The organism is Spartinivicinus poritis, assembly GCF_028858535.1.
In the GTDB taxonomy this organism is placed as follows: Bacteria; Pseudomonadota; Gammaproteobacteria; order Pseudomonadales; family Zooshikellaceae; genus Spartinivicinus; species Spartinivicinus poritis.
In genome coordinates this window covers 87,969-106,958 of record NZ_JAPMOU010000021.1, presented here as the reverse complement: position 1 = coordinate 106,958, position 18,990 = coordinate 87,969, and the positions used below count along the sequence as shown (strand labels likewise).

The window sequence follows — 18,990 nt, the reverse complement described above, 5'->3', positions numbered from 1 at the left end:
TGGAGGAGTTACAATCTAAAGTCACGATCTGATTAAGTTATGTCCAGATTGGTTGTATTCTCACCTTGAAAGGGCTGAACTGTTGACTTAGATCAGTATAAGTTACTCGGCTTATGATGTATATCAAAATACATCGGGTATTTTGTGGAACGAACGTCGTATTTAGACGCATTTCAAACAATCGTTTATGGCCTCTGCACAAGGTGACGAGTTCTCGAACAAGACAACTTGCGAGGTGTAAAGCTGGTTGCTTTTCCAAGTATGAGCAAATAATTCCCTTCAAGACCTGTTATGCCTGATCACAGCACTCCAATGGCATACTACGTTATCCAGCAAAAACCATAACTTTATGGTACCATTAGTTGCCTATCGTTATAAATTCATTAAATTTTTATCGGAAACTACCAGTGAAAAAACTCTTATTACGCTCACTAGTCGGTATGACTGTTCTCTTAAGCCAAACCTCTCAGGCCCAGGTCGTTCTTTCTAATCAACCCATCTCTGTTAAAGAAGGTGGCGTTGCGAACCTGTTAACTAAAGTAAAAAAATCAGTAGCCATCAAAATATTGACTAATATTGATAAAGATACTTCAATGATGGACCACTATATGGAATGTAATGGTGTAACTGAAGTGCCAGGCGCTTATGTATGCGTGACTTTTTATCAAGCAGATTTAAATGATGCTTTTACCCGAATTGGCTTATTTATGGGTGCCGGTAAAGGTCTAAAACAAGGTACTTTACTACAAGCAAGTGATTGGAAACTTAAAAACTATAAAAAATTAGTTGCTGGTCATAATATGCCAGGTAAAACCATTATAGATTTTTATAATAATACGAAGAAAAAACCAGCCATTAAACTTAATAAAATGGAAGCGTCATTCAAAGCGTCTTTCGTAAATAATCCCGTGATTCAAGCCAAAAAAGACAACTATTATGTCATTGGCCTTTCTGTTCAAAGTACCAAATCACAAGAATCGGTTGTCAGCCATGAAATTTTTCATGCCCAGTATTTATTAACCCCCAACTATAAAGAAACTGTAGACAAGTTCTGGCAAACACAGGTTTCTAGTGAAGACAAAAAGAAAATTAAAGAAACACTAGGAAAAGCATACAACACCGAAGACACTATCATTATCGATGAATTCCAAGCTTACCTTATCCAAGACAATGCCGAAAAAGACTTCTTACAAGAGTTTGTGAAAGCCTATCGTAACAAACTAATCAATGCACTTAAGTTAGCAGATGTTGAAATAGTTAGTGTTAAGGATCCCTCTAATTAAATTAAAAGCGCCGCCTGCTTATTCATCGCTGACGGCTGCCTCCACTATTCGCTACCCTATGTTCTAGCTAAAGGTGTAAGGGAAAAAATAGTTTGTAGCAGGTTAGCTATACTTATAAAGAAAAAATCGAAATTATATTAAGCTTAGAGAACTACAATGGTACCACTATTTTCAACCCAACATTGCAGGGAAATATTACACGATAGATATGGAAGGATATTTCCCAGAGTACTTTTATAGAAGATGCTTTGCTCGTGTATATATAGATGCAGCAAAAGTATCCGCCGCATTACAGCAATATCATACTGAGTTTGACGAACTGCCCGATCAATTATCCCAATTAATACCCAAATATATAGCTGAAATACCTAAAGATGCTTTTGATGGAAAACCGCTTCGTTACTCGAAAGAAAACGAATGGATATACTCAGTAGGTATGAATCTGACTGATGACGGTGGCAGTGAAGCCGGTTATTATGATGGCAAGTGTTATGAAGGTGCTTCCTGCTACAACAACCCTACTGTTTCTATCTACCCTCTTGAATATCAGGAAGATGATTATTTAGTTGAAGAAAATAATGATGGAAATTCTGGAGAGTGTACAGGCAATATTGATGAATAGCCTTTGTTTCTTTGTACCTCATACACTATATCATAAAAACGTATAGTATATTTTAAATGCAAGCACTGGCTTTAATATCATAGAAATATTTACTAGTATTTCTGAAAAAATTATCAGGCATAATACAATATTTTTTTAATGCAGTCTCAACAATCTCCAAGCCAACTAACTCTGCTGTCTCATAGGCAGATAGCCCTTTTTCTATTCTTTCGAATTTACTTGCAAAGTCTACAAACTGCAAATTATGCTCTTTGTTAAAGTAAGCAAATTTAATGCAAGGTTTCATTGCCAGCCACTTTATTATTCTCCAATCAAATTTTCTCATTGCACTTTCAACAGAAGGGGCGACAATGGTTTCTTGTTCCCAAAGAAAAAATGCTTCGAATAGTTTACGTCTTAACTCAGCAGAAAAGTACAAGTTATTTTTATTGGCTAAGTGACACTGATTAAGAATTGACAAGAGAGGCTCTGCAATAAAAGAAGAAGCAAATGCCGTATGACCATAATCCTTCGTAAAATGATATACAGTATATGCTTCCGCACAGACTCTTCTATTAATATCCCTAAATGCATCAGCAAATTGCTGTAAACTTGAATATTGAGCATGGCGTTGTTGACGACTAAAAAGATACTGTATTGATAAGACTTTCCCTATCTTCATCCCTTTTGCAAAATAACCACTCGCCCATAAAGCGCCATGTGCCGCAATCAGAGGGAAAACATTACGATAGCCAGAATCTTCATATAAATGATAATAAACAGATGCTCGCTGCGGTAAATCCTGAAGACCTCCTGCTAAAGCATAGCCCGTTTTTCTAATACTATCATATATTCTTTGTAGCTTTTGATCATCATTCATAATACTACAGACTTTCACTCCAGAATAAGTGTCTAAAATGGAACAAAGGCTTACCATCAAATAGTAAGCCTTTGTTCTTTAACTACACCAACAAAAATAATAACGACTGTTATTTAGACTGCCATGCAGCAGCTAGTACTGGATTAATCGCTGTTTGAACCTCTGGTGTTAAATTCCCATCAGTGGTCTCATAGTTATTAAAAGCCGCCATGGCTTGCACCAACGTATCCACTTTTTCAGCTGATAACACAGAGTTTGTGGTTTCAAGTTTATCCAGACGATAGGCTTCACCAGCAAACCAGTTTTGGATGGTGACTTGATCATCAGAGCCAAGTACATCCACTTTTAGATCATCGCCTTCCTGAGTCAACCATAATTTATCTTTGGAAATACCCGACAGTCTAAGTACATCGGTATCCTCATCCGGTGCAGTAGTGAGGTTATTAATCGTATCTTGCCCATCTCCTGAGGCAAACTGATAAGTATCATGCCCTTGGCCACCCAGTAATAAATCATTGCCTTTCCCACCAGCTAGTACGTCATTGCCGGCACCAGCTTCTAGCCAATCAGCAGCGATTGACCCTGTAATTGCCTGACTTGAACCATCACCTTTAAAAACAACGGCATAGTCAGTCTCATTCGGTAGCCCGGTATAATTAGGCGATTTAATAGGGTTGGGATTAGTAATGCCAAATATCTGGAATATTTGTGCACCTGCTAATTGTCCACCCCCTGAAAAAGTTATGTCATCTACGATATTATCACCACCCAAGAAAAAGTCTTTAACGATCAATTTATCACCGGAGTTCTTCTTCGATAGCTCTAAATCATTCCCCATTTTAAACAGGTTCTGGGCAATATCCCGATAACTAAACCCATCAAAGTGGATAGTATCAGTGCCTCCTCCCTCTCCGATAATGGTATCCACACCATCACCTTGCTTAAAGGTATAGATGTCATCACCGCGACCACCGATAAGGGTGTCGTTGCCTTTACCACCAGAAATCGAGTCATTACCGCTAAACCCTTTAATCACTTCACCCGCTGCCGTTCCGGCTAAAGTATTCGCTTGATTATCACCTAATACTTCTGGCTGACTTTCTGCTGAAGCTGTTGGCATGGCTAAACCGAAAATACCGAATAATTGACTGGCTTTAATTTCACCACCGGTTTTAAAGGCAATCGTGTCAATATTAGCGGTAGTGAAAAACTCTTTAATTATCACTTTATCTTGGGTGCCGCTAACGCTTAGCTGTAAGTCATTACCCGATTTAAATAAATTGGAGCCGACCTGACTAAACTGAATGCCTTCAAATACCAGTCGGTTTTTCCCTTGGGTGTCGATAATAGTGTCTTGTCCACCACCTAGCTTAAACACATAGGTATCATCACCTGCGCCACCCAAAAAGGTTTCGGCTTGGCTGGTACCAGTGAAAGTATCATTGCCACTCCCACCTAATTGAACATAGCTATCCACTTGGGTATCAATCGGTGTCGTGTTCGTAGAACCTGTATTCTCTCCAGTGGTTTCCTGACTGTTATTAGTTCCTGACTCTGTGGTTGTAGTACTATCGGTTGTATTATCACCATTATCAGTAGTGGTTTGTCTATTATCGGTATCAGTATTTTCAGGGGTTTCCGTTTCTGTACTAGACTGTGCAGCTAGTTCGCGCTCGATACTAGATGTGGGTATTGCATAACCACCTGAAGGCTGAATGTATTTAATCGCAAAATCACCACCTTTAAAATGGTTTAAAACTCGTACTTGCTGGTTTTCATCAGCATCTACCCGCACAATTAAATCATCATCTTCACGATGGTAACTTAACTGCTCACGGGTAATACCATTAATAAAGAATAACCAATCGTTTCCACCACCGGTGTTGTCTATGGTGTCAACACCACCGTTCAACCCATAATAATAGTGATCATCACCGATACCACCCACTAGGTGGTCATCGCCCGCTTCACCATACAATACATCGTTGCCCGCACCACCTTCTAAGGTGTCGTTACCATCGTTGGTTTTACCAGAGCCATTACCACCATTTAAACGGTCATCGCCGGAGCCACCTTGTAGATAATCATCACCATTAAAAGCAAAGATTTGGTCTTTACCACCCAAGCCTTTAATTAAATCAGCTTCCTGACTACCCAACAGTTGTTCAGCGTCATTAGTACCGGTTTTTACCTGTGCAAAATCACTTAACTCAGGTGTTGTTTCTTCACCTGTTGTACTGCTAGTGTCTTCAGCATCATCCGAAGGTAAAATCGTCAGGTTAAATGACTGTGACACAGACTCGCCAGCATTGTCAGTCGCCGTTAATTTAATGGATAAATCACCTGAAAAGTCAGCTGGCGGTTCACCAATAAACCGTTGTTGTTCAGCATCAAAACGTAACCAAACAGGTAGGGCTTCATCATCCGCCAAGGTAGCAGCAAGTGACAATGTGTCGTCAGCATCAGGATCAAAGAATGAAGTTGCTGGGATACGGTAACTAAATTCATCACCAGCCTGCCACCGGATATTGTTTAAGCGGCGTCTAATGATAGGAGCATCATTCACTGATTCGACAGTAATTGTCACTTCTCCTTCAGACTGTTTAAAGCCGTTTGATAACCGATATTTAAATGATGCCGTGCCAATGAAGTCCGCATCAGGAATAAACTCCATGCGATCTAACTTACCATTTTTTTCTTCAAACACTTCGACTACAAATGGATTTAAGTTATCACCACCTATCCTGTCATTACTAAGCAATTTTTGTACATCAATAGAAATAGAAGAATCTTCTTTAATTGTATAAACATCAGGATTAGCAACTGGTTTAACTATTGTTTGATCAAGCTCAGTATAAATTGCCTTTGTTGTTAATTCACTACCATCAGCAAATAGTAAAGGAACTCCATCTAAGCGTAACCCTTCACCAGTGACAAATCGACTAATCCTAATCTCATCACCTTCCCAAGGGAAATTAATGATTAAATCCTGAGCATCAATAGAGAAAGAAAGGTCTTCTCTAGTGATAGGAGATTTAAATTCTAAACGAGCAGATTGGTTGATATCGAGCGTATCCTTACCATCACCCTTATTAAATATAATGGTTCCTTTTCCAGATAATGCTATTTTATCATTACCTTTGCCACCAGAGATATAAACCTTCTCATCACCCTCATCCCATCCGTAACCATCTGACGTAATCTCATCATTACCCTCACCACCTAAAATAGTTGCATTTTGGTATCGAGTAATAATTATATCGTCGCCTTCACGGCCATCAATATAATCATTTTGTTGTGTTCCATTAATGACTTTATTCTCTATATAATCACTATCTTCGGAACCAAACATAATATCACTTTCATCTGTTCCACTAATGGCAACCCCATCAATTCGTTTTGCCCATGCTGGCCCTGAAACTCCATATCCAATAGAGCCACCATTTATAAAGCAGTTATACCCCCGATAACTGCCATATTCTTTTTCATCCACAAAAAATCCTGACGTAGGGAACTCAGTAATTATATCCCCATTGGGTAACTCAATACTTAGTTTTGTTTTGTGGTCTTCCGTTAAATACTTACCGAAAATAAAAAAGTCCTGATAGTTATCTTTGAAGCCAATAACCAAGGCGTTGCCAAACCAAAGAAATCTTAATTGGTCTTGAGTAATATCATCTTTGATTTGAAGCGTTATATTTTGCTCTGAAGACGATGAAACACCAAAAATCTCATCAACCCCATCACCAGTACCAAATACTGCAATCCCTTCATCCCCAAAAGATAAGCTATCATTACCAGCACCGCCTATCAGTTTGTCAAAGCCAGGCCCGCCTTTTAAAGTATCATTTCCTGCACCACCCAACAGAACGTCATCACCTTTTCCCCCCTTAATACTATCATCACCATCACCACCATCTAAAATATCATTCCCATCATATCCATAGAGCCAGTCATTACCTGCACCACCTTCTAAATGGTTAGCTTGTTCGTTACCGAAAAGGGTGTCATGTGCATCACCTGCTTTAAAATTCGGTTGCTCAGGTGTTGCACGAAATTTAACCTCTTCATCTTTAGGCGAGCCATTTTCAAAGATAATCGAGTCCATAAAATCACTGATGGTGACATTTTGTCGGTCAGCAAAATTAAATGTGATTTGCTCGGCTCCCGGTAATAACTGCCTGGTTCTTGTATCAAATGCGGCTATGTAAATAACATCCGTTTTAGAGGGTAATTGAATAGCCAGTACATCTCCTTCAATCTGCTGGCCTTGTTGCGATGATGGTTTAACTGCCATTTTCACACTAGAAAAAGAAGTGCTTGTTAAGTCAATGATATTGTTACCTTCCGTATCCCAAACAACATCATAGCCATCACCTGTTTTAAAGTGGTAAATATCATCCCCTTCACCACCTCTTAGAAAGTCTGTGCCTGCACCTCCTGATAAGATGTCATTGCCTTCATCACCATAGAGCTGGTCATCACCTTCGCCGCCATCTAGTACATCATCTCCAGCACCTCCATGCAGAAGGTCATTACCAAATTCGCCGTATAAGTGATCATCACCCGCTACCGCACTTTCTTCTTCACGAGCATCACCATAGAGGGTATCGTTGTCAGCACCACCATAGAGACGGTCATCATTACCATTACCCACAATAATATCATCACCATCATTCCCATACAGCATATCTCTGCCATGGTATTCTGTGGCCAGCTGACTATTCGTGTCACCAAAGGCTTTTCGAGGGATCGACTCAAATAATTCATCATAGGTACTGGGGCGGTCGCCATAGATTATATCTTCACCGGTTTCCCCTGTGATAATGTCATCGCCCTGCTCACCTAGTAGGACATCATTTCCTTCACCACCTGATATCACATCGTTATAGCTGTATTGATTGTCTAAACCAGCTGAATAAATAATATCTTTAACGAACCGCACGTCAGGCTTTAATTCATGCTCACCTTTAAATGCCTTAAAACCCGCATATTGTCGTGAGTCACCATAAATTAAGTCATTCTCTTGGTTTCCTGATAAGACATCATTACCCGTTCCCCCAGCAATAGTATCTAACCCTTCTCCACCGTAAGCATAATCGGTATGTTCACCACCGGTAATAAAATCACTGCCACCATTACCATGCAGTACATTAATATCACCTGCTTTATCAACACCCAGCAATTCATGTTGATTCAGCTCAGTATTTTCATCCAATTGCCACTCATATTTGTTACGTCCACCTGAACCCCAAATTAAATCCTGGCCTTCCCCACCTTCTATATAGTCAGAGCCACTGCCGCCTTCTAGAGTATCTTTGTCTCCGCCACCGTAGATGACATCATCACCTGCTAATCCATAGAGAGCATCTTGGTAATCATCACCTTTCAGCTCATCATTTTTTAAACCACCAAAAAATGCGGAACTCCACTCACCATAATGATAATTCTCCTTACGCGCATCATCATGCTTATATAGAGACGCATCCATAATTAATGAACGGTTATTTAGCTGATTTAAACTTTGACTTGCAGAGTGATACCGGTAAGCATAGGAGCCAGGAATCTTTTGAAGACGATAACTGGTAGTAAACCCTGGTATTTTGGAAGGATCACCATCACCAAAATTAAAAGCTGAATCATCTACTACCGGTTTTTTAATTTCTTCTGCTTCTTCAAACGTAATACCAAAACTGTTGTTATCTTTATAGAAGGATTTAAATAAAATGGAACCTGTAGCATCACCATCACGCACTTGTACTAATAACTGACTACCATTGTAGGTATAGCGGTTGCCCTGATCATCTTGATATAGCTCAGCATCATCAGCAATACGAGTCACTTTAGTGATGGTTTTATTATTAATGACTAGTTGGTTTATACCAAAGGTGTCGTCAATGATATCGTCACCATCGCCAGTGTTGTAGTGATAGGTATCATCACCCGCCCCGCCAACTAAAGTGTCGTCTCCTTTACCGCCGGTTAAGGTGTCATTGCCTGTGCCGCCATATAATTTATCAGTATCTTCACCTCCATCTAATTCGTCGTTATCTTTACCACCTTCAAGATAATCTTTTCCTTGCCCTCCCGTGAGCGTGTCGTTGCCTACATTTCCAAATAGGTAATCGTCTCCACCGCCCCCTATGAGACTATCCCCTTTCTCTCCACCAAAAACTATACGCTTAGTTTCAGCTATCCCACCATCAATTCCATTTACTTTTAGCTCGTATTTTTTGTCTCCAGTGTAATCTGTAAAGATTATATCTCCAATTATTGGTACAGGAAATAATCCCACTGGAGGAATCCCTATAGACTCGAGGAAGTTTAATGTTATTTCAAAAATACCATTATTAGTTTTGTTTTGTCGGTATAGTTTTTCAAAAACCAAAAAAGTGGCCCGTTTATCCAGCCACTCTTCAGATAAACTTCCATCACCAGTGATTGGATCTTTTAGGCTTAAATCGTATTGATAGTTATCTAATGTTATTGCAATTGGATTTAGTGTATATAGTGCATTTCTAACAGAAACATTCTTTTTGGCTAGTTCTATTATTTGCTGTTTACTATCAGGGAGTACTTGAATAAATAGATTTTGCTGAGCTTCAGGTGTAAAGTTTTCAAAAAAATCTTTTGCCCTTTCAGAAAAATTCTCACTAGTGGTAATAAATTGAGCTTTTTTTCCACTATAACCAGCTATTATCCAATCTAGCACAGTTTCTGTACCAGCTTTGCTTATTAATTCTCCAAACAGCTTCGCATCACCTGTTAACAAAGAGCTAATGTTATTGAATGCCATTGCTTTCAAGTCATCCCAGTTAGCCTCCTGAAATGTATCCCAACCTATCCCTAAGTCAGTAAGAAGCTGCTTATCAAGTGTAAGAAGCTGAACTCCTGCCTGTTTTGCTGACTCCCAAAGAGCTTTACTATATGCTTCATACGCAAATAGAATATTTTTTAAGTCATCAAATTTATCTAGATGCCCACCACCTGCGGTTAGTAATCTATATGTCTGATTATCGCCAAAAGCTGAAAATAATATTGACCCTGCCCAACCAGCATTAATATCACCCCCTGCAGTGTCTTTATCATCTAGGCTTGCAAATAACGTTTGGCCAACACCTGTTGCATCCTTATCTGCAATATTTCTTATAGTTGGGAATAGCCAACGACCATCAGGTTGTTTACGCCTAGAATCTAGAACATCTTCCAACGCTTTTTCTGCTACTGCATTTGATGCTGCTTGCATTATCTCATCAGTATATGTAACCCCCCTCAATTCCATCTGTCGCTTGCTATATACACGAATTATTTCTGAGAACACACCTCTACCTGCATTTGCTTGCTCAGCTCCTTTAAACCATAACTTAACATCGCTATCAGGTAACATTTCTGAAATGGCACGATAAACATCATCATACCTGTTATTTTCATTAGGCCCTCTCTTTTGGAAATCTTTAATTATTTCAATTTGCTCTTGGCTAAGATAAATATTTGTCATTTTGAAAATTACTCTATTATTAATGAATTTACTTTGCTAACAATATTTTGATGAACTTCATGCCAAAAAGGCAGTAATTCACTGCTTATGAAATATGAAACATAAAAGCCATTTGGGTGCTGATACCCCCCCCAACATGTATCTATCTCTCCTATTGGATGCCCTGTACATCTAAACTGAACTGGACCACCTAATGGGGTAACTACATGCTTAGCACTTGATTGATAACTTATATAACCCCATCCCCCACGATAATTTTTTGAATGAAATTCAGTCAATCCTAGTTCAGTATTATCAATCACTTTGCTCCATTTGTTTGCTTGAAGTCGAAAATCTGAATTTTTAGGATTTTCATATAAAAACTTCTCCATTTCGACTCTTACCATCCAAGGCGCAAGTATTCCACCATCCCAGGTATGCTCAAGTAAATATGATAAGTCCAAATACACTGTTAATGTATCTGTTTGGCCTGATTTAATATCCCCTACGGTATAAACATTCATAGGTATATCAGCAGGAATTTTGAATGCTATATCTTCAATACGAATAATATTTTCTTCTCCTTTTTTTATCCCATGAGCTTCAAAGTATTCAGGTGTATTTGCAGAGGGGACTTTTTCACAACCATAAGAAAATACAATCGCTATAATAAAGATCATTAAAAAAAACAATTTATTCATAAAATCAAAACTCACTCAATAAATGGTTTTTGTTTATAAAAATAATATACTCGCTTAATATCCATAAACCTTTCATATTTAAGCTCAACACAATAACAAACTGGACGAAACCTTATCTTTTCAATTCGCTACACTTTAACTGTAAATGTTTTACCTAAGATGTAGAAATATTCAGGGAAATCACAACCGTTCAATAGCAACAGTCTCTAAGCACCACACTCATCGACTGGCAACGATTTCCTACTCTCCCCAACAAGTAAACCCATACATATCATGGCAATTTGTCAGTTGAACAAGTCTTTCAAGTCAGTCGAAGCTTTGTCGGCTGATTATAAAGCAATCTATTTTGTCTAACCATTCAAATTCCGGCCATCAACATAAGGGAAAACACTTACACATTATGATTAGAGTAAGGGACTATAAATATGGCTAATGGCTAAGGATAACTACCATCAAATGAGTTGAATTTGCCGATTGATCATTGTCGGAGTAAAAAGCTATTTAAGGGGGTTTACGATAGCCAAATGATTATTTTGGCTTATTAATTTAAAGTATTCCCCAATCAAACAGTTTTGCAAAAAGGCAATTAAAAATTATTTAATTATAGGATTCGTTATTCACTACCACCAAATTCCATCATATAACCTAGCTTGTTTGTACATTCAACGACAACTTTTTTTACTGTATGTCTTTCTTCAGTATTTAAAATATAAGAAAGCATTTCTAATTTAGAGTCATCAGAAAAAACTGTATTGATTGGATATATTGTTCCATTATAAAAAAATGCAAATAAAATTATTTCAAACATATCTGATTCTACAGGAACAAGCCATGAGCTATTAATTTTATCAACGTTCCAATCACCACCTTTAGTTATCTCACCTAATGGTGTTTCATAGAGACGTGAGTTATCTGAAATTGGACCACTTACAGATACGTTATCATTTTCTGTTTCATTCCAACATTTGACAATAGTACTTTGTATCATCAGCTGTCAATTTTTCTCGAATAAAACTCATTACTCAAACCTTTTGCAATTTATCAAAATAATTTAATTAGTTATCTATAAATGCATTGAGTCTTTCAGTGTACGCTCAACACAATAACAAACTGGGCGAAACCTTATCTTTTCAATCCGCTATAATACTTTAACTGTAAATTCTTTATATAAATTTAGAAATATTATTAATTTACCCTTAAGCCTTCTAAAACTTTCTCTGATTTTTCCAAATAAAAACTAAGCTCACTAATTTTATTCTTATCAATTAGAAATGTAACAACTAAGCTCTGTTCTTCATAGACCCACACTTTACATGCTGGATTACGCGAACTACATTCAACATAATATTCTTTACTATACTCAATTGGAGTAAAATAATAATTTCCAATACCACTCAATATTTTTGACGAGTAATCTTTTCCTGACAGTCTATTTTCTTTAATTTCTATGAATTCAGATTTAGGCAGATATTCAATATCAAAGATCCAGTTACCTCCATTTATCTCTTCATCCATACCGTACTCTTTATACGGTACTCGAAGCAAAATAGTGCCAGCAGGTCTAAAGTAAGGTTCTTGCATTCCAAAAGGATGGAAATACTTTTTTGGTATTTCAAATTCAACCACATCATCATTATTTTCAAAGAATACGGTATAGTGATTTTTGAAAAAATATTCATATATATATACAAATAAAACCTTGGCTGAAATATTGCCAAATAAACAAGTATCGACAGAATAAAACCAACTATTATTTTGTAGCTTGTCTTCACCTCTATACTCCAACAAAAATGGTATTACCTAAATTTTTAAAACCTCACCTCAAACTCAACCGGCTCATCAACACACAAGGTTTAGGCGATTTAACTAATTCGCTTGTAATCCTTTTTCACTAATGGCATTTAATTCAGGGCAATAAGGCATATCTTCCGGTAGTTTTACATTCCAAACTAAGCAATATTTATTAAGCGATTTTGTATAAAAATTTAGTGTGCCTTAATATTCGCAAATATTCGACACAGAATTACCTGTCTAAAACCTCCAATGCCCTGACTACCCATTCAGCAACAGACATGCCTTCCGATTCCGGCTTGAAATTACCGCCAAGCTTATTGAATGTATCTTGGAGTAAATCTTCTTTACTTAAAAGTTCCTTTAGCTCCTGAACCAATTGAACTACAGATTCAGTGGGTTCAGCATTTTTGAAGCCTTCTACAACGGCTAGCGTTGATTCATAATCATCGCGCCAATCCTGATGGAAATAAGCATCAAAGAAGTATTCAAATATTTCGCTCACTATTTACTCCTAATCACTTGGTTTCGGGAACGACCTATGGACACGGTAGCCATTTGGAGCAAAAGGATCTTTCGCCAAAGCACAAATGATTGGTTGGATGGCTGGGATACAGTGGCACCTTGTGTAATAACCCGGCCAACCTCGTAATGAGGCTATTGTTAACAGCATAGCCAAGTTGGTGTGGTTATGCCTCTTGATTATTTGTTATGTTCATCTCATACACATTCTATGTACTTCTTCACATATTTCATCAAAGCATACGCTACTAGGTAAGGCTACTTTAGAAATTCTAGCAGTTCCCGAATGTGTTTTGACAATTAGAGTTTGATTACTTTTAACAGTTTCTATTTTATAGCTCTTAATATTTTCTGAATTCATTTCAATGACTTTAGTACTCCATGGGTATTGTGGGGTAAGTATAGCGTCATTACTTACAACAATTTCTCTGTGAATAAATGTCGTTATCAAAGCTAAAGTGATAAATACTATCCCTGCTAATAAAAAAATAAGAATTCCACACAAAAAAACAAGTCCTGCTGTTTTGCTTAAAACTATCCCTTTAATTTCTACAACATAGTTAGGATCAATTGACCACAGAAAAAACTGATAAAAAAAGCCAGCCACCATCAGTAGCGAGAGAAATAAAATCACTCTATTTTTAAATCTATATTCATACTTATTTACAGGCATTTAACAAACTCAATATAAAGTTAAAAAAATCTTAAATAGAATAGAACGATTATATCATGTTTAGTTCATTATAATCGACGATGTAAATTTTGTAATATCTCTACACACATTAACTACCAAATCACTATCCCATCCTACTCAATCAATATCCAAAACCACCTAGCTCACCAACGAAGCAGGTATAAGTCTGATAGCGTAACACTCGAACTTTCTGACTCCGAAATACCCATCATCTATCAGTCGCTATCCAGAGGAAATTTAAGGACATTCAAAACTTAGAACTAGAAATACCGCGATTATTAACCACGTTCATCGTTTCTATCTGACGTAAACCTGCGGTATAAAGTAGTGGGATCTTTTGTAGCTAAGGCATGGATGCCTTATTAGTGCTTGATGGGCCATGGAAGGCCCTTCAAGTGCGGCGGAAAAATATCCTACTACTTAGTGCCTTATATATTCCTCACCCCAAACTCAACCGGCTCATCAACGCACAAGGTTTAGGCGATTTGACTAAATCGGCTTGTAACCCTTTTTCACTGATGGCATTTAATTCAGGGCGATAAGGCATATCTTCGGGTAGTTTTACATTCCAGACTAAACCAATATTCATTAAGCGATTTAATACCCACCAACCGGGATCGGTTTGGCCTTTGTAAATACCTAAGATGGCTGAGCCTGGGTACGCATGGTGGTTATTGTGCCAGGATTCACCCATGGTAATTAACCCAGCGAATTTTACATTGTGGCCTTGAACGGCGGCGCCTTTTAGATGCCAGTCTCTACCTCCTTGATTATGGGCAAAATAACCAATTAACCAATGGCCAGTTACAGAGACTACAATACGCGCGCTAATCCCCCAGATTACCCAGGGTAGTCCACCAATACAGAAAAACAAAATAGCCCAAGGGAGTTGTTGCCACATCCAGGTACGTTCCATCCACTGATAGACTTTATCGTTAGCAATCGCCGGCTCTGGTTGAAATGCCGGTGGATGAGTTAAATGAATATCACAATGTAGTTGCCACCAACCATCTTTTAAAAAACGTTGGCCATGGCGTAAATAATCATGGCAATTGGGTTGTCGTTGTGCCCAGTCTCGTAAGTCATGGCTATATACCATCCCTAATGGCCCCGCCATTCCGACTAAGGTTCCTAAATGGACAAAAAAATACTCTAACCATTTGGGGCATTCGTAACTGTTATGGATAAGTCGTCGATGCATCCCCAGTGAATGGCCTAAACATAAGGTAATTGCTGTGGTTGTTAAAAAAACCAGAATGGCTTCCAAGGATAAGGTGAATAGTCCACCGATCAGCGCAATAAGCCCATGGGCCGTTAGCCATAGCGACTTAGAAAATGACCAGTTCACTATGCCATCAACGGGGTTGACTAACTCATTACTGGGTTTGATACGGGGGGTTTCGTTATTGGTATCCATGTTGACTCTGAAAAAATAGAAGTAAATGGTATTGGCTGCTCAATTATAAAGCAGACCATGTTGCATAACCATTCAAAAACAGGTCACATTGATAAGGAGAAATACCTATAATCCCCTGTTTACACAGCAGCTTATAAGTTTGAGTAATGATCAACCATTATAGTAGTAAGGGCACTTTTAGCGGTGCCCGTAAATGAATTGGCATTTGAGCAGAGGTAAGGTTTTTCCGGTCGATAAGTAATTTTTAATATTTATCTAAAATACCGTCCAAATCCCGGTAACTAATTATTAGGTAGTATTTTCATCAATTGCAAACTGACTAGGGGTAAACGCCTCTTTATTCCTTGGATACATTAAATTTAAGAAGACAATAAAGCTTACCGCAAACTCTGTCATCTCACCACGTTTAGAGGAACTGATCAGTCCTTCTACGATAAGCAAAACGACTATGTAAGCAATGATTTGGTAGTTCTGAGGAAGAGGAAATGCAAATTTATCCAAAAAAGATCGTACTTCTACGTTTTTAATATAGAGTGGTGTTAATACAGCCAAATAAATAATAAAGATCAATGCTATACCTTTAGCAAAAATTATTTTATTTATTTTTACTCCATTAACACGAAGGTTATGTATATTCGTTTCACCTTGCGTATTATACTGTTTAAAAAAAGCATTACTTTCCACATTAAAAATACGTTGACCCCATGAGATTTCTTCTCCTGCCCCGAAAATAAAAGCACACATTAACATAGATAACGTGAATAAAAACAGAGCGCTTTTTTGCCGCCATAATGTAGTCATACGGTATATACATATACCTGCGCATAACAACAACCCAAACACTGTAAGCCACTCGATAATGCCATCTTCTATAACATAGGAGTGGCGAAATAGTAACTCATCATAATGAGATAATCCCATGCCCACTAGCACCAAAATTAGTACCAACGATAAAACTATTTTTTCAGTGATTGATAACATTTATAATGACCTTTTATTAACGTTGAGTAACGAAGGAAGTATATAAACCAATCTAATGGCTGAATAAAAAACAATAAAGGGGTCCATGAGGTAATCCCATAGATTTAACGACACCATGATTTTCATTTTAAAACACAATACAGCGCTTAGCAGTAAAGCAAATAGCAAGTACCAGTTGTATATAATACAAACAAGCATTGATATCATTAAATAAAGGAGATAATAAATGGCATCAGGTGAGTTAGCGAAACCCCATCGGTAAGGATCTAACATCGTTAACCCGCTGGCCATTGGGTATAAAATTATTCCATTTATTACAAAAAAAACATATACCGGTAACCATTGCCGTGAATTCTGCCAAAATAGATTGAGTGATGGATAAAGTGATTCAACATAATTAATCAGCACATAGGCAGTTAATAGTAAAAGAGTTGATATACTCAAATAACTAGTAACAGCAAACACATATGCACTTATCGTTAACTGATTAACCTGAATAAACGAGATAAGCATTAAACAAATAGCCAAAACAGTCAGGCTACTTGTAGATAGCCAACGTTTAAATAATTTTATACTAATAGCCATCATCAGAAGTGTTGTAGAGTAAAAAGCAATTGCTGTCATTTTTTTATTCTTTCCTCAAGCCAGGTTTGATTGAAACGCACATGCTTAATATGGGTTTTATTCCATGTATACAGTATGTGAAAGTCTCCATCATGAGATCGTTTTATTGTTGGGTAAGAATATTCAAACTCTTTATCATTAGTATTTTTTTTATTCTCAATTTGATGAAGTAGATACCACAACTTTGAATTCTTGGCTTTATAAAACAAAGATAAATTATTTCTCTTATCATGTAGATTATTAATAACTAATAACAGCCCACCTGAGTCTACAGCTATTCCTGAGATAGCAGCATTAGGGTTGGGTAAGTCAGTAAACAGGGGCGTTTGCCAACTTTTTCCTGAGTCAATCGTTCTGGTTTCTAGCAGTGTGCTATCAACGGCATCTGTTCCATTTCGTAAATAAACGCTTGCCGTGTTTCTATCAGTAGACAATAAAATAGGTTGTAAGCCACTTCGTCCATAACTAAGGCGAGCCTTATCCAATACATAACCATTTGGACTTAAGCGTAACAATTCGCCAAATTTTCCTATCATTTCGTGATACACTGGCAGCCCTATACTGCCGTTTTCATATAAAAAAGGTTCTCCTTTGACAAGCGTACTTAGATTAAACATTGGGGAAGTGATTAACCGCCTGGGTTTAGACCAACTATGCGCATCATCATCGGAAACAACAAAGTTAATACTGCTGACAGCCCAACCGCCTAAAGATACGCTAACAAAAAATAACCATATTTTTCCTTCATTATCACGAATAGAAACGATATTACCCAGTTTTTTTAGATAAATATTTAACTGATTACTGATATTAACTCGATTAAATAGTTGTTTCTCGCCATGCCACTGATTATGCTTAACATCAAGTTGCGCGGTATAAATAGACACATCTTTAGCGCCCTCACGTTCACCTCCGTACCAAAAAGCATGCATACTGCCATTCCTTGTAAAGACGGCTGATGCACTATGTACTTCTGGTGTAATACCTGATGAGACAAATTGTTCAGTGTAGACAGGATAACTTAATGGATTATTAAGATAACCACTTGATTTTTTTAAGCTAAAATCAGGAAAATCATCTAAAAATAGTGCCTGCTGAAATAGTGGAATAAAAATTATAGAGACCAAGATAATAGCAACGATTCGCACAAAAGCGTACTTATCAAAAAAAGCTTTAAGTAGGCTGTAATTACTTAGATTATCCAACATACTACGCTAGCCCTGTGCTTGGCTATTGCAGTGGTATTTTGAAAATGCTTGATTTGAGCTTTCTGAGAGGAAACTGAGGGTATACTTGCTTACACATAAACTGCCTTTTTACTTCTAAAGTATAACTAAAGTTAAGTATAGATGGTTTTAAGGGCATCTCTAATAATTGTTTATGGCCTCTATACAGGCTGATGAAGACAGCTTACGGAGTGTAGCTGGTTGCTTATCCTGACCTGCGAAGGGCCAAACCATCAGTTGCAACACCATCAATTGCAACAATAGTGACACAATCACTCTAGTGGTCCATGCGTAAAGCTGGGTACTATAAAGTAATACCTACTTACTCATTATTTACTACTTCTCTTTTCCTGATTGAGTTAACTGCCATTCCTAGTTACTTTTTAACCATCAACGATACCAACTGTTTTAAGAGGTGATTTTATGGACTATTCCGATTTACAAGGCTCAAGCCAGAGCTGGGTTGTTTTCGTAAAGATTTCATTTGTATTATCCATTGCAGCCATGTTAATGGGTATTTTAATTATCCCTGCCTCACTGGAAATAAAAGGCTATTTAGTTATCAGTGCCTTATTTATTATCAACTCAACTATCACCCTATCAAAAACCTTACGTGATGAGCACGAAAAAGAGCGTTTAATTAATAAAATATCAACGGCTAAAACGCAGAAGATTATTAATGAGTTTACAGATTAGGACACCTTTTCGACAGGCCACCAGCATGCCTTCAAGCCAACGCCTTGATTGCGAATTTACCAGAAGGCCAGAGACTGAAAACAATTATTAGAGGTGC

General features: G+C 37.6%; 14 protein-coding genes. 3 read left to right on the top strand and 11 right to left on the bottom strand.

Annotation, left to right across the window (positions count from 1 at the left end; translation table 11 throughout):
- Positions 1-407: 407 nt before the first annotated feature.
- Positions 408-1,283 carry a hypothetical protein gene (locus ORQ98_RS16425; protein WP_274689891.1) on the top strand — a complete coding sequence of 292 codons (876 nt, stop codon included), beginning with the start codon at positions 408-410 and terminating at the stop codon, positions 1,281-1,283.
- A 208-nt stretch (positions 1,284-1,491) separates the two neighbouring features.
- Positions 1,492-1,905, top strand: coding sequence for a hypothetical protein (locus ORQ98_RS16420; protein WP_274689890.1), 414 nt, complete (start codon positions 1,492-1,494; stop codon positions 1,903-1,905).
- 52 nt (positions 1,906-1,957) lie between these two features.
- Here the strand turns inward: ORQ98_RS16420 and ORQ98_RS16415 are convergent, their stop codons facing one another.
- From ORQ98_RS16415 to ORQ98_RS16365, 11 genes are all read right to left on the bottom strand, one after another.
- The gene (locus tag ORQ98_RS16415; protein WP_274689889.1) at positions 1,958-2,764 is read right to left on the bottom strand and encodes a hypothetical protein; all 807 of its coding nucleotides are present in this window, start codon (positions 2,762-2,764) and stop codon (positions 1,958-1,960) included.
- A gap of 109 nt (positions 2,765-2,873) precedes the next feature.
- A complete protein-coding gene (locus tag ORQ98_RS16410; protein WP_274689888.1) occupies positions 2,874-10,262 on the bottom strand; it encodes a calcium-binding protein in 7,389 nt (2,462 codons plus the stop codon).
- A gap of 8 nt (positions 10,263-10,270) precedes the next feature.
- A complete protein-coding gene (locus ORQ98_RS16405; protein ID WP_274689887.1) occupies positions 10,271-10,942 on the bottom strand; it encodes a hypothetical protein in 672 nt (223 codons plus the stop codon).
- 613 nt (positions 10,943-11,555) lie between these two features.
- On the bottom strand, positions 11,556-11,930 hold the full coding sequence (locus tag ORQ98_RS16400; protein WP_274689886.1) for a hypothetical protein: 375 nt from the start codon (positions 11,928-11,930) through the stop codon (positions 11,556-11,558).
- A 197-nt stretch (positions 11,931-12,127) separates the two neighbouring features.
- The gene (locus ORQ98_RS16395; protein WP_274689885.1) at positions 12,128-12,730 is read right to left on the bottom strand and encodes a hypothetical protein; all 603 of its coding nucleotides are present in this window, start codon (positions 12,728-12,730) and stop codon (positions 12,128-12,130) included.
- A 235-nt stretch (positions 12,731-12,965) separates the two neighbouring features.
- Entirely contained in the window at positions 12,966-13,238 is a 273-nt protein-coding gene (locus tag ORQ98_RS16390) for a contact-dependent growth inhibition system immunity protein (protein ID WP_274689884.1), read from the bottom strand.
- A 210-nt stretch (positions 13,239-13,448) separates the two neighbouring features.
- Positions 13,449-13,928 (bottom strand): hypothetical protein, encoded by a 480-nt coding sequence (locus ORQ98_RS16385; RefSeq protein ID WP_274689883.1) that lies wholly within the window; start codon positions 13,926-13,928, stop codon positions 13,449-13,451.
- Between the two features lie 460 nt (positions 13,929-14,388).
- Positions 14,389-15,366, bottom strand: a complete 978-nt coding sequence (locus ORQ98_RS16380; RefSeq protein WP_274689882.1) for an acyl-CoA desaturase — start codon at positions 15,364-15,366, stop codon at positions 14,389-14,391.
- Between the two features lie 288 nt (positions 15,367-15,654).
- Complete coding sequence (locus ORQ98_RS16375; RefSeq protein ID WP_274689881.1) at positions 15,655-16,347, bottom strand: hypothetical protein; 693 nt, start codon at positions 16,345-16,347, stop codon at positions 15,655-15,657.
- Positions 16,348-16,971 (bottom strand): hypothetical protein, encoded by a 624-nt coding sequence (locus tag ORQ98_RS16370; protein ID WP_274689880.1) that lies wholly within the window; start codon positions 16,969-16,971, stop codon positions 16,348-16,350. It lies immediately after the preceding gene.
- A complete protein-coding gene (locus ORQ98_RS16365) occupies positions 16,968-18,179 on the bottom strand; it encodes a sialidase family protein (RefSeq protein WP_274689879.1) in 1,212 nt (403 codons plus the stop codon). Before ORQ98_RS16365 ends, ORQ98_RS16370 begins: the two co-directional genes overlap by 4 nt.
- A 441-nt stretch (positions 18,180-18,620) precedes the next feature.
- Between ORQ98_RS16365 and ORQ98_RS16360 the strand changes: the two genes are divergently transcribed.
- The gene (locus ORQ98_RS16360) at positions 18,621-18,893 is read left to right on the top strand and encodes a YiaA/YiaB family inner membrane protein (RefSeq protein WP_274689878.1); all 273 of its coding nucleotides are present in this window, start codon (positions 18,621-18,623) and stop codon (positions 18,891-18,893) included.
- The last annotated feature ends 97 nt before the right edge of the window (positions 18,894-18,990 follow it).